Here is a 13,556-nt window from a genome sequence, read left to right on the forward strand (position 1 = left end):
GACCTCTTCTCGTCACCTTTTTGAGCCGGAAAATGCTCATTTTTGGCGACGAGACTCTTTCTCGTCGTCATTTTGAGCTGGAAAACTCCATTTTTTGGCGACGAGACCTCTTCTCGTCACCTTTTTTGGGCGAAAATCTGGTTTTTTTGGCGACGAGACGCCAAGACGAGATGCTAAATCTTGCCTCGATAAACCGAAAACTTGCTCATATAAAATCTCACATACTACATAAATAAGAGCAAGCTAACCGCCATGACCGCCATACCGGCAATCAGGCCGTATATGGATTTATGTGCTTCATCATATTTTTTGGCAGCGGGTAACAACTCATCTAATGAAATAAACACCATTATCCCCGCCACGGCAGCAAAAATAATACCGAACACTAAATCTGTTAAATAAGGCAGTAAAACTAAATATGCAACTAGAGCACCGAGTGGTTCGGATAAACCGGATAAAAAAGATAACTTGAACGCCCTCCTTTTACTCCCTGTTGCATAATATACCGGAACCGATACAGCGATGCCCTCTGGTACATTGTGAATAGCAATGGCAACCGCAATTGAAATACCTAATGTCGGATCTTGCAGAGCTGAGGCAAAAGTGGCAATCCCCTCTGGAAAATTATGAATCCCTATAGCCAAGGCTGAGAAAATCCCCATTTTCATTAAACCCGGATCGTCCGAAGTTAAGCCCGGTCTGTCCTTCATATCTTCCACTTTCCTTAACTCATGTGGATTATTCTGTTTTGGAATAAATTTATCAATTAATGCAATCAATAACATACCGGCAAAGAAACTAATAACGGTAATCCAATTTCCTGCAGGGCTACCAAGTTCTGAGACCAGTGCGTTTTGTGCCTTTACAAAAATTTCAATCATAGAAACATAAATCATCACACCCGCGGAAAACCCTAATGCTAACGAAAGAAATTTTGTATTTGTGGTTGAAGTAAAAAATGCTAAGACACTTCCGATTCCGGTCGCCAAACCGGCCAATAATGTCAGACTAAAGGCGAATAATACATTTATATCCATCCTGGTTTCTCACCTCAATTCACAAAAATAATATGCTACTATTGTTTAAGAAATACAAAATTTCCCCTTAATGACTCATCTTATATTCCCATCTAAAAAGTTTGAGTCAACGAGAAAGATAAGTTGGAGGGACTTTTCACTTTAAGTATCGAGGCAAGAATTTTTCCTAATATAAACATTTAGTAGTGAAAAATTGATAGGATCATATGAATTATTTTATGACAAAAAAACCAGCCTATGCAAGACTGGTTTCTTTTGTTTAATGAAAAGCCACATTTGCCGTAGCTTTATAATGAAGTTTTAAAACCACCACTCTCAGACAAGTGGGTGTTTGCAATAGTGATCCTGCTTGCCCTCCAAGTCATATAGACAGAGATATGTCATTCACACTATATTCTCTTAAACTCCCTATAAATACTTAGGTGAAAAACTTAATTATTTATACGAACAATGCAGCTTACATTTTGATAATATACTATTCTCCCGTAAAATTCAATGGAAAATTTATGTTGGTTTGGGAGCGCTGTCATTTGTTTTTTAAAAATGTTGCCGGCATAATGACCGCAACTACTTCTCCTTTGGCACAAGGAATATCCCCAGCATATACCTCTGTTAAAACTTTCCATTTTTTTGGATGAATTTCCTCTACCATTCCAATAGCCTTTAATATCACGTTTTGTGGGGTCGGCTGTAAAAAGTCAACATGCAATGAACCTGTTACAAATCTTGGTGGTTCGGTACCGTCACCGAGTTCATGTCCATTTTTATAATGTAATGCTAATGATGCAGACCCTGTACTATGGCAATCAACAAAAGAAGCAAGTAAACCTCCGTAAACAAAACCCGGGATGGCTGTATGTTCCGGTTTTGGTTGATAATAGGTGACTGTTTTCTCTTCGGGTGTTAACCAACCTGTCCGAAAATGGTGACCTTTTTCATTTAGTCTGCCACACCCGTAGCACCATGCAATTTCTTCCCCATAATAATCTTGAACTGCCTGTTCGACCAATTCTTCCATATGAAATCCCTCCTTCTATAACATTATACGATAAACGATTAAGAATAATATATTCATAGTTAAAATTTTTCAAGGGATTCGGGAAAATTGGCTGTTTACCATATTACAATTACTTGTTTTCCCATTCCATAAAAATTTTGGTTGAAAAAGATGTATAATCTCTTTTTCAAGACTCATTTTATATTCTCTTGAAAGTAAGTTTATTCAAATCTTTTTCTTTTGGAATAACACCGTTTTCACAGGGAAATCATTGACAAAACCACTGTCAGAAACTATGATTTAGTTAAAATGATAATTTCATATAAGAAATAGGTGGCTCATTTAAATATGAGTCTTAAAAGGGAAGTTCGGTGCAAATCCGACGCGGTCCCGCCACTGTAATTGGGAGTTCTCTATCGGATACCACTGTTTTCATAACGGGAAGGTGTAGAGAATGATGAACATAAGCCAGGAGACCTGCCTGTTTCAAACGCCATAACCCTACGTGGATATAGGGGGTGTGTCTGTTGCATTGAAAAAGTAGTTTAATATAACTTCATGCACAAATACATCTCCTCCATGAGATGTTTTTTTATGGCAAAAAACAACAAAAGGAGGAATGATTAGTGAATTTCGCAAACAGAGTGGGAAAAAGAATTTTCGTTTTTATCGCATTAATTTTACTGATTACCCAAAGTAGTATCTCTTCTTTACACCACGTTTTAGCAGATACACCTGAAAATAAGGTCAATGTTTCCGTTATGAAAGAAGATGGCAGCTTTTTGATCGAGCGCTCAGTCGTTGATTTTTCCGATGGGGATACGGCTGGTGATGTGCTAAAAAAGGCTGCAACCGATGTCACCTTTGAAGACTCCGATTATGGCCCTTATTTAAAAGCAATAAAGGGTGTTGTTGCTGAAGGAAACAAATATTGGGGATTTTTTGTAAATGGAATCGCTTCAAATACCGGTGTAATGGATACCAAAGTAAATCCGGGTGACCAGTTGTTATTTCGAGTAATTGATTGGACAAAGAACCCTACTGTACAACCAGAAGAGCTCTCATCAATTATTGAAAAAACAGCTGCTCATTTGCTTAGTAATAATTCTCTTGATTGGTATGGAGTCCTTACATTAAGCATTTTAAATAAAGATATTCCACAATCCATAATTGATTCAAAAATTAATGAAGTTGTGGCCAATAACGGTGAGTTTCGGAAAGTAACCGATTTGGAGAACACAATTATTTTATTAACTGCTGCCGGTAAAGATGCAACAAATATTGAAGGCATCAATTTAATCGACCTTTTAGTTACACACGAACGAATGATTAATCAGGGAAATAATGGGCCGATTTTCGCCTTATGGGCACTTGATAGTGGTAATTATACTATTCAAAATCCAAATGCCGAATGGACGAGGGAAAAATTAATTAACCATATAATAGGTGCTCAATTAGACAATGGCGCATGGTCCCTATACGGCCCGACTCCAAGCGTGGATATAACGGCAATGACACTGACGGCTCTGGCTCCTTATTCAAATCAGGAAAACGTAAAAGCAGCCATTGAAAAAGCTGTAGCCTGGCTCTCAGCGACTCAAACAGACACTGCCGGATACTACGATACTTTTAACGGTGGAGAATCAAGCGAATCGATTGCCCAAGTAATTGCCGGGTTATGTGCCAATAACATTGATCCAACCGGTAATCAATTTACAAAATCTGAGTTGAATTTAGTTCAGCGGCTTCTTCATTTTCAAAAGGATGACAATGGATTTGCCCATTTATTGACAGATGATTCAAATAGCATGGCAACGAATCAAGCATTTTTCGCATTAACCTATTATCAAAACTTTTTAAAAGGTGAAGTACCCGGTAAAGAACCAAATCAGCCTGAAGTACCCGAACCAACAAATCCTGAAACGATTTCACCTGAAGAATTTGCAACGGCTTTAAATAGTAGCCGTCAATACTTGCTTGACCATCGTGTTAATGATTTGTATAGTACCGTTGCATTTAATGCTTTAGGGGTAACGATTCCAAGTGATTATATTGATCAGTTAATAAACCAGGTTACTGCCAATAAAGCTGAGTTTCGTAAAGTAACTGATTTAGAGCGTACTATTATCTCTTTAACTGCTGCTGGCAAAGATGCGACAAAGATTGCCGGCTATAACTTAATTGAACAGTTGGTTAATCATAAAAATATGACGAATCAAGGAAATAACGGGCCAATCTATGCCCTGCTTGCTTTAGATAGTGGTGGCTATCCTGTTAATGAAAAGGCTGACTGGACAAGAGAAAAGATAGTTGACTATATTGTAAAAACTCAACTTAATAACGGGGCATGGTCTTTAGCAGGAGAAACGCCCAGTGCAGATTTAACCGGGATAGCGATTGCTGCTCTTGCTCCCTATTCAGAAAATGAAAATGTTCAAGCAGCCATTGAGAAAGCTGTAGACTGGCTTTCCAGTAATCAAACGAACTCAAGCGGATTTTATGATACTTTTGCTGGAGGAGAAGCAAGTGAATCGATCGCATCTGTCATTATCGGTTTATCAGCAGCAGGAATTGATCCGACAGGTAGTGATTTTACAAAAGCAGAAGGGAACCTAGTCAAACGATTATTGGACTACAAAAATGCTGATGGCGGATTTACTCATCTTCTATCAGAACGTGAATCCAACCCAATCGCTAGCTCTCAGGCAACTTTGGCTCTCGCTGCATATCAGAAATATAAAAATAATCAAGGTTCTGTATTCCATCTCGTTGGCGACCTCGAACCGGTTCCAATAAAAAATCCGGTCGAAATAAGTAAAGAACAAGATCAACAGGTGAGCAAAATCGAAACAACAAAAGGTGCTGCCACAAATCTAAACGGTAAGGAGCAAAACAACTCAGAAAAGACATTGCCAGAAACTGCAACGAACACGTATCTCTTTCTATTCATTGGGATTATACTCGTTACACTTGCGGTCATGGTTACTATTTATCAGCATAGGAAAAAGGCTATTAGCAAGTAATTTTTACATGTATAAGCATTTCGATTTGGTTTGCAAATTTGTTGAGCACTTATGTTATCAAGTAGTTTCAATATGTGTCAACATTTCAATTTGGGTTACCAAAATTGTTTATCAAGGACTTTAAACATGTATCAGCATTTCGTAGGGGTTCAATTATCTTAGAATCCGTGGACATCATGCTCTATCAGTAAACTGGACATGCCGCAAAGATAAGGATACTGGACACGAAAATTCTTTGGAGGCCCTACTTCAAAATCGAATTTATCCAGTAAGTGGTTCTTAATAAAGGAGGGCTATCGTGAGAAGCGGGAGCCCTCCTGTACAACCACTTAAGTAGAGAATCATGGTTTTGCAACTAATAAAGCCGTGAAGGGAATCCTATTCAACCATTCAAGGAGGGAGAATCATTGAAACTTTGCAAAAAAGCACTATTTATCCTTTTATCCGCCTTCATTTTATTGTTTGCAGTCGGTTGTCAAAAAGACAGTGCATTACCTGAAAATGAAACGCTTTCCGAGAAAACAACACTCGAAAAACCTTCTAAAGAAGAACATGAAATGAAAGGAAATAAGGAAAACGGTTCAACAGAAGAGGGAAATTCAGAAAACAGTCCAAAGGAAAATGAGACAAAAGCTAATACAGAAAACAAACAATCAAATCCAAACACAGATAAAGCAACTGAGAATACAGGCAATAAGCAAGAAAATACAAATACCAACACAGCAAATAAATCGAATACCCAAACTTCTAAATCCGTTGAAAATAAAAGTACAACACCAGCACCGAAAACTGAATCCGGGCAGCCAGTGAACGGAGGAGGACAAACTTCCGCACCCGCACCAGCGCCAAAGCCGAAGAAGGATACCGTTACCGTATCGGTGGATGGTTACCAGGGACCAATAAATGCACCGATTCCAACGGTCTTTCTTTCCCCGACAGAGGTAGAAATTGAATCGGGATATACCGCACTCGATGCCACATTAAAAATTTTAAAAGACAAAAAGATACAGATTAGTGTCAGAGGATCGGGCGCAACTGCTTATGTCGAGGGAATTAACAACATATATGAATTTGACTATGGCCCACTAAGCGGCTGGTTAATCGAAGTAAATGATGTATTAATAGATAATAGCGCGGGGATTGAGTCAATAAAAAATGGTGATAAGATTGAATGGATCTATACATTAGACTACACGAAAGATACCACATACTAAAAATTTACAGGTGATAAATAATGATGATCAGTAAAAGACAGACAGTTGGAGGGGGCAAAGCTGATGGATAACGGATTCCGCTCTCTCCATCCTTTTGTCATATTTCTCTATTACGTTTTAGCCATTGCCATGATTATGCTCTATCAGCATCCATTTTTTTTGACCTTTGCATGCCTTCTTCTTGTGATTTTTAACTTTGTCTTAGATCAGGGAAAAATGCTAAAAAAATGGGTATCCATGATGATTGTTTTATCCTTGTTATTCCTTATTTTAACACCCTTGACGAATCATCGCGGCAGTCATATTTTGTTCTATCTATTTAACAGTGCAATTACATTAGAAGCATTGGTCCAAGGATTGCTAAATGCCTTGACCCTAATCGTCATTCTTACTCTAACGATTACTTTTAACTATTGCATGACTTCGGATAAATTTTTATTTTTATTTTCCAAGTGGATGCCAAAATGGTCTTTGTTAGCCATGCTTTCCGTTCGATTTGTTCCCTTGCTAAATAGAAGACTGATGGAAATCACAACTGTACAAAAAGGAAAGGGTTTGTCCGTCGCTTCCGGCCCTCTTAAACAAAGAGTCAAACATGGTTTATTGCTTGTTCAAGTGTTACTCACCTGGTCACTGGAAGATGGTATTCAAACAGCTGACTCGATGTCAGCAAGAGCTTATGGATTACAAAAAAGAACGAAATATACCCCCTATAGACTACATATGAATGATGGTTTCATGATACTCATCCTGGCAGGTTTAACAGGCACCGGCATATTTGGCTGGTGGTTGGGTGATGGCGTCCTTACCCTAACACCACTTTTAGAACCAACCATTATATATGGGCGTGAATGGGTATTTTTCACGATTTATGTTCTCATCATTGGATTTCCACTAATTGTGGAAGGAAAGGAGGCTATACAATGGCAATATTGGAAACGGTAAATGTAAGTTTTACATACCCGGATCAATTGCTACCAGCCCTCAATCAAGTTTCATTTTCTGTTGAACCCGGAGAGTTTATTGTCATTTGTGGGCCTTCCGGAAGTGGTAAATCAACTTTGCTCCGAATGGTAAAACAAGAAATTGCCCCCTACGGAGAGCGATCCGGCGAGATTTTTTATAATGGAAAAAAATTGACAGAATATGAACCTGTCAAAATCGCTAAAGAAATTGGAATGGTGTTTCAAGACCCTGAAAATCAAATCGTGATGGATCGGGTATTTGAAGAACTTATTTTTGGATTAGAAAACATCGGCATGCCGACGGAAACCATGCGAACAAAACTTGCAGAAATGGTCCATTTTTTCGGAATCAATCACCTTCTTGATAAGAAGATTCATCTTTTATCCGGCGGGCAAAAACAAATTGTCAATCTTGCCTCCGTTTTGCTAATGGAACCGCGGATTCTTTTACTTGATGAGCCAACAGCCCAACTCGATCCCGTGGCCGCAAAGGATTTCCTTCATATGGTAAAGCAAATGAATGATGAATTTGGAATAACAGTTCTTATTGTCGAACACCGATTGGAAGAAGTCTTTCCTTTAGCCGATCGGGTTTTCGTTTTCGACCATGGTTCGTTAAAAATATCCGGTCCACCAAAGGATGTGATTGCGAAAGTTTGGCAAGAACAGTACCGACCATTATTTCCTTATTTGCCAAGTACGGCATTATTATATTTGGAACACGCAGATAACTTACAAATTGTCGATATTCCTTTAACCGTCAAAGAAGGAAGGAAATGGGCTTCTCAACTGAAGACTCACCAGTTCGATACCTCCTTCAAAAAACAAGAAAATTATAATGAAAAACAGAACCCTATTCTGCAAGTAAAAAACATTTATTTTCAATATGAAAAAACAGGCAAAAAAATATTACAATCTTTATCTTTAACTATTAATGAGGGGGAATGGTTAACAATTGTTGGTGCCAATGGGACTGGAAAATCGACATTACTTAAGGTGATGGCCGGTCTTGAAAGTCCCCAGCGAGGGAAGCTAATTTATAACGGGAAAAAGTATTCAAAACCAATTTCCACTGATATTGCCTACTTACCGCAAAACCCGAAGCTCCTCTTTATACAAGATACCGTCCGAGGAGAATTAATCGAAACGGCACAGCAATTTCATCTTGAAAATTATGAAGAGAAAATAAATTGTTTGGTAGAGTTATTAGGAATTCAGTCCATCCTTGATCGTCACCCGTATGATGTAAGTGGCGGGGAAATGCAAAAAAGTGCATTAGCGTGTGTATTATTACCACAACCGAAAATACTCTTACTCGACGAACCAACGAAGGGACTCGATCCGGAAATGAAAGTTGCGTTAGGCAAATGGCTTAAATCGATGCAAAGCCGCGGCTTAACAATTGTAATGGTTACGCATGACATTGAATTTGCCGCACGTTTTTCTGACCGCAGTGCGATGATGTTTCAAGGAGAAATTACTGTCACTACTTCTACAAAAGACTTTTTTAAAGGTAATGCTTTTTATACAACGGTAGTTAATCGGATGACACGGGACGGAAACATTCCAGAGGTGGTAACAGTTGAGGAGGCTGAAGAAAAATGGGGTTCTCAGAAAATCAAAAACTAAAAAAACAGAAATATAAAAACTTGCTTATTGCCGGGTTACTAATCCTGTTAGCAGTCCTGCTCATCTTTGTACCATTATTGGTTGAAGAACAATATATGTTGGCAAGTATTCTATTTATGGTTTGTTCCTTTTTTCCTTTGATGATTAAGTATGAACATAAAAAGGTTACCAGTAAGGAACTCGTTTTAATCGCTATTCTTGGGGCAATTGCTGCCGTGAGTAGAGTACCTTTTGCCAGCATTCCAAGTGTCCAGCCAACTACCTTTGTTATCATTATGGCCGGCGCTGTTTTTGGGGCAGAATCTGGTTTTGTTGTAGGTGCATTAGCTGCTATCGTGTCAAATATTTTTCTTGGCCAAGGACCTTGGACACCTTGGCAAATGTATGCCTGGGGAATGGTTGGCTTTGCTGCCGGGCTTTTAAAAAACACTTGGGTTATGAAAAGTTCAGTAGGACGCTCGATTTTTGGCTTTATCACCGGCTTTTTATTTGGATGGTTTATGAATCTTTGGGTTGTACTGACCTTAATGAATAGTTTTAATTGGGCACAGTTTATCGGGTTTTATACGGCTAGTTTCTATTTTGACTTGGCCCATGCTTTATCAAATGTTTTCTTTTTACTTGTATTTTCGCAAAGCTGGCTAAAGATTTTAAAAAGATTTCAAAAGAAATATGGTTTGTTGACAGCATACGGATAAGATGAGCGAATGACCCCCTCTTACCGGCATCTTGTACTTCACGAATGGGGTTAACCGAAATACTGACACCTTGATGGTTTGTAGCTTTTGATTTAGACGACAATAGAACGAACAGGTACATTACCTTTTTGGTGGTATTTTACTCAGAGTCAGAACAATGGGGTATCTTTCCAAATCCATTGGATCAAGCTTTTAAATCATAAAGGGGCACATCCATAAGTCAAAAAATGACTTTGCGGACAGCCCCTTCATTTCATTTGATGCCGTTTAAACGCTTCTATAAATAATTGGGGATCTGAATGTAAATGATACGTATAAACACCATGGTTTGTATGCAAATACAAAGTGCCCCCTTCACTTCCAAAGGGTTTATAGGAAAGGTCGAATATAGTTTCTAAGGGGAAATCATGATACTGGGTCACAAGTTTATCTTTATATAAGTACATATATCGTTCCTCTTCAATGTACTTTTGTTGGAATCCAATGTAATCGACTTCACGCTGAACCTTTATATATTTTAGCACCGCCAAGATTTCCCCCATAGATTTACCTCCTCGAAATATGACAATCACCTGTATTGCTAAAGGTATCTTTAGTTTATCAAGAACAAACTTCCTTTTCAAAGATGTTACTCTGTGAAAAAAAACTCGGCGGTTGCCGAGTTTTCTTGTAGATATATTAGCATGTATAAAATACTGATGAACAGCCTTCAGACAAGTTTAGCTTCGAGTGCTCTTCCCTTTCTTACAAAAGGATTTGCATGTAAAAATACTGGTAAGCAGCCTTTAGACAAATTTTAACCTAGCTCCTAGCACCACCCGTCTGCTTTTCTTATTCTCCCAATTCTTTTTTATATTGCTCAAATTCCTTGCTTGTACAACGAACCCAATGGTGAGGTCGAATTTCGCGGAACTTTGGTTCTTCACTTGTATCATGAATTGATGGATCATAGGTTATTCGCTTACGACTCCGTTCATATTCAGGATCCGGCAGCGGTATCGCTGACAGTAATGATTTTGTATATGGATGGACCGGATTTTTATATAATTCATCACTATCTGCTAACTCTACCATATGTCCAAGATGCATAACACCAATCCGATCACTAATGTATTTAACCATGGAGAGGTCATGAGCAATGAACAAATACGTTAATCCATGTTCTTTTTGAAGTTTTTTCAATAAATTTACGACTTGTGCTTGAATCGATACATCCAAAGCAGAAATCGGTTCATCACAAATAATTAATTCCGGTTCTACGGCAAGGGCACGGGCAATGCCAATCCGTTGCCGTTGACCGCCACTGAATTCATGAGGAAAGCGTGTCGCATGTTCTTTATTCAAACCAACCGCTTCTAACAGTTGTTCCACTCTTTCTTTCCGTTCTTTTTCATTTTTTGCAAGGTGATGGACATCTAATCCTTCCGCAATAATATCCAATACAGTCATCCGGGGGTTGAGTGATGAGGATGGATCTTGGAAAATCATTTGCATTTTCCGGTTAAATTTCAATTTTTCCACTCTTGACTTTTTCGCATGAACATTTTCTCCGTGGAATAATACTTCTCCATCCGTCGCATCGTAAAGTCGGATAATTGTCTGACCGGTAGTCGATTTACCACTACCGGATTCTCCAACTAACCCGAATGTTTCTCCTTTATAGATATCAAAAGAAACATCATCAACAGCTTTAATTATTTTTTTTCGTCCGGCAGGGAAATATTTTTTCAAATGCTTGACTTCGAGAATTTTTTCCGTCTTGTTCACGATCATTCTCCCCCTTTCTTACCGGTTTTGGCAAAGCCTTCAATTCTCCGTCTTACGGACTCAGGCATTTCAATTTTCGGTGCATTTTTATGAAGTAACCAAGTTGCCGCATAATGTGTATCCGACACTTTAAACATCGGCGGTTCCATCACCGCATCGATTTCCAAGGCAAATTCGTTCCTTGGTGCAAAAGCATCACCCTTTGGTGGATTCAACATATCCGGCGGTGTACCCGGAATGGTATAAAGTTCTTCATCATCTGCATCCAATGTCGGCATGGATCCAAGTAAACCCCAAGTATATGGGTGTTTCGGGTTATAGAAAACATCGTCGACCGTTCCGATTTCAACAATTTTTCCGGCATACATTACCGCGACCCGGTCTGCTACATTAGCCACAACCCCTAAGTCATGGGTAATAAAAATAATGGATGTTTTTGTATTTCGTTGAATTTCCTTCATTAGTTCGAGAATTTGGGCTTGAATCGTTACGTCCAGCGCTGTTGTCGGTTCATCGGCAATTAATATTTTTGGGTTACATGCAAGGGCGATGGCGATGACAACCCGTTGCCGCATACCACCGGAAAATTGGTGCGGGTATTGATTTACCCGAATTTCCGGATGTGGAATGCCAACTTGATCCAAAAGTTCAATTGCCTTTTTCTTTGCTTCTGCACGATTCATGCCTTGATGTTTGATTAAACCTTCAATAATTTGATTCCCGATTTTCATTGTCGGGTTTAATGAAGATAACGGATCTTGGAAGACCATCGATATTTCTTTTCCACGGATTTTTTGCATTTCCTTTTCGGATTTTTTTACTAAATCCTCTCCCTGAAAAAGGATTTGACCGCTTTTAATAATCCCTGCCGGTTTGGGAAGAAGCCCCATTAATGTCGAAGAAGTTACCGATTTTCCCGAACCGGACTCTCCAACGATAGCCAATGTCTCTCCTTCATTCAGGTCAAAACTTACACCTCGAACAGCTTGTACTTCACCGTTGTAGGTGTTAAATGAAACACTTAAATCTTTCACTTCCAATAGTTTACTCATTTAAAGACACCTACCTTGATTATTTATGCATTTTCGGATCAAACGCATCACGAAGACCATCACCTAAAATATTAAATGTGATCATGATGAGCGAAATTAAAATCGCCGGATAAACCAATAAATGCGGGTAGATCCGTAAGTTTTGGAACCCGATATTGATTAAAGAACCTAACGATGCATTTGGTGGAACAATCCCTAAACCGATAAAGCTTAAAAATGCTTCGAAAAATACCGCACTTGGAATCGAAAACATCGTGTTAACAATAATAATCCCACTGATATTCGGCAATAAATGCTTTCTAATAATAGAACCGTTCGATGTACCTAACGTTCTTGCAGCTAATACAAACTCCTGATTCTTTACCTTCATGACTTCACCGCGAACAATCCGCGCCATACCGGTCCATCCGGTTATTGCAAGGGCGATGACAATTGACATAATCCCCGGTTGCATGAATAACATCATTAATAAGATAATAACTAGGTTTGGAATACCGACAAGCACTTCAATAACCCGTTGCATATAATTATCTACTTTTCCGCCAAAGAAACCGGAAATCCCACCATAAGTAACACCAATTAAAAGGTCTAAAATAGCTGCAACAAAGGCAATAATTAAAGAAACCCGGGTTCCTAACCAAAGTCTTGTCCATTGGTCACGGCCTAAATGGTCCGTACCTAACCAGAAATACTGATCTCCCATACCTTTTGCATCATATACGTGATAAGTAGCTTCTACTTCGGCTGAATTTCTTTCGCCATTTCCTTTACTTTTCACTTTAAAATCTATAAATTTTTCTTGATTATCAAAACGGGCAATTGCTTTCCTCTTTGCCTCTTCCACAGTAGAACCTTTAAAATCATCGGTTAAAGTACCGTCAAATCCAAGCCACGATATTTTTTCTAAACCCGGTGCATGCGGCGGTAATTTTGCACGACTTAAATTTTGATCATCATTTCCGTATTCAGACATATGCGGACCAACGATACTCATAATTATAATAATGATTAGTAGAATGAGACTGATGATCGCAGGTTTATTTTTTAATAATGTTCTTCTTGCCTCTTGCCCGAATGTTCGACTAGGTTTAGAAATTGTCTCACTTGTATCTTCTTTCCGTACCAGAGGTTTAAATAATTCTTTCGGCAGATTGTTTAAATTGTTGTTCTCCAT

The 13,556-nt window shown here is 38.7% G+C and carries 12 protein-coding genes and 1 riboswitch; of the genes, 6 read left to right on the forward strand and 6 right to left on the reverse strand.

What is annotated here, in order from left to right:
* Positions 1 to 236: hypothetical protein (locus LIZ98_RS09395; protein WP_227203026.1), on the forward strand; the 236-nt coding region annotated here is incomplete at its 5' end.
* On the opposite strand, the gene zupT is transcribed toward LIZ98_RS09395, so the two are convergent.
* Positions 225 to 1,037 (reverse strand): zinc transporter ZupT, encoded by an 813-nt coding sequence (gene zupT / locus LIZ98_RS09400; RefSeq protein WP_095142644.1) that lies wholly within the window; start codon positions 1,035 to 1,037, stop codon positions 225 to 227. The two genes, LIZ98_RS09395 and zupT, sit on opposite strands and share 12 nt — an antisense overlap.
* Positions 1,038 to 1,563: 526 nt before the next feature.
* Positions 1,564 to 2,055 carry a PaaI family thioesterase gene (locus tag LIZ98_RS09410; RefSeq protein WP_041845895.1) on the reverse strand — a complete coding sequence of 164 codons (492 nt, stop codon included), beginning with the start codon at positions 2,053 to 2,055 and terminating at the stop codon, positions 1,564 to 1,566.
* 293 nt (positions 2,056 to 2,348) lie between these two features.
* Positions 2,349 to 2,533: riboswitch (cobalamin riboswitch) on the forward strand.
* Positions 2,534 to 2,660: 127 nt separating this feature from the next.
* Here LIZ98_RS09410 and LIZ98_RS09415 point away from each other — a divergent pair.
* The 5 genes from LIZ98_RS09415 to LIZ98_RS09435 all read left to right on the forward strand — a co-directional run bounded on the left by LIZ98_RS09415 (position 2,661) and on the right by LIZ98_RS09435 (position 9,563).
* A complete protein-coding gene (locus tag LIZ98_RS09415) occupies positions 2,661 to 5,057 on the forward strand; it encodes a DUF4430 domain-containing protein (protein ID WP_227203028.1) in 2,397 nt (798 codons plus the stop codon).
* A gap of 407 nt (positions 5,058 to 5,464) precedes the next feature.
* The gene (locus LIZ98_RS09420) at positions 5,465 to 6,271 is read left to right on the forward strand and encodes a DUF4430 domain-containing protein (protein ID WP_227139525.1); all 807 of its coding nucleotides are present in this window, start codon (positions 5,465 to 5,467) and stop codon (positions 6,269 to 6,271) included.
* 63 nt (positions 6,272 to 6,334) lie between these two features.
* Positions 6,335 to 7,216: an energy-coupling factor transporter transmembrane component T gene (locus tag LIZ98_RS09425; protein WP_227139524.1), complete on the forward strand. Its 882-nt coding sequence runs from the start codon at positions 6,335 to 6,337 to the stop codon at positions 7,214 to 7,216.
* Positions 7,195 to 8,865, forward strand: a complete 1,671-nt coding sequence (locus LIZ98_RS09430; protein ID WP_227139523.1) for an ABC transporter ATP-binding protein — start codon at positions 7,195 to 7,197, stop codon at positions 8,863 to 8,865. Before LIZ98_RS09425 ends, LIZ98_RS09430 begins: the two co-directional genes overlap by 22 nt.
* Positions 8,838 to 9,563, forward strand: coding sequence for an ECF transporter S component (locus LIZ98_RS09435; RefSeq protein WP_043988494.1), 726 nt, complete (start codon positions 8,838 to 8,840; stop codon positions 9,561 to 9,563). The genes LIZ98_RS09430 and LIZ98_RS09435 overlap by 28 nt, the downstream gene beginning before the upstream one ends.
* 248 nt (positions 9,564 to 9,811) lie before the next feature.
* Here LIZ98_RS09435 and LIZ98_RS09440 read toward each other — a convergent pair whose 3' ends face one another.
* From LIZ98_RS09440 to opp3C, 4 genes are all read right to left on the reverse strand, one after another.
* Positions 9,812 to 10,105: a hypothetical protein gene (locus LIZ98_RS09440; protein WP_227139522.1), complete on the reverse strand. Its 294-nt coding sequence runs from the start codon at positions 10,103 to 10,105 to the stop codon at positions 9,812 to 9,814.
* A gap of 289 nt (positions 10,106 to 10,394) precedes the next feature.
* Entirely contained in the window at positions 10,395 to 11,333 is a 939-nt protein-coding gene (locus tag LIZ98_RS09445) for an ABC transporter ATP-binding protein (protein WP_108899165.1), read from the reverse strand.
* Positions 11,333 to 12,382: an ABC transporter ATP-binding protein gene (locus tag LIZ98_RS09450; protein ID WP_041847365.1), complete on the reverse strand. Its 1,050-nt coding sequence runs from the start codon at positions 12,380 to 12,382 to the stop codon at positions 11,333 to 11,335. Before LIZ98_RS09450 ends, LIZ98_RS09445 begins: the two co-directional genes overlap by 1 nt.
* Positions 12,383 to 12,401: 19 nt before the next feature.
* Positions 12,402 to 13,556 (reverse strand): oligopeptide ABC transporter permease, encoded by a 1,155-nt coding sequence (gene opp3C / locus LIZ98_RS09455; RefSeq protein ID WP_041847366.1) that lies wholly within the window; start codon positions 13,554 to 13,556, stop codon positions 12,402 to 12,404.

This window comes from Caldibacillus sp. 210928-DFI.2.18, from assembly GCF_020554505.1.
Classification (GTDB): Bacteria; Bacillota; Bacilli; order Bacillales; family Caldibacillaceae; genus Caldifermentibacillus; species Caldifermentibacillus hisashii.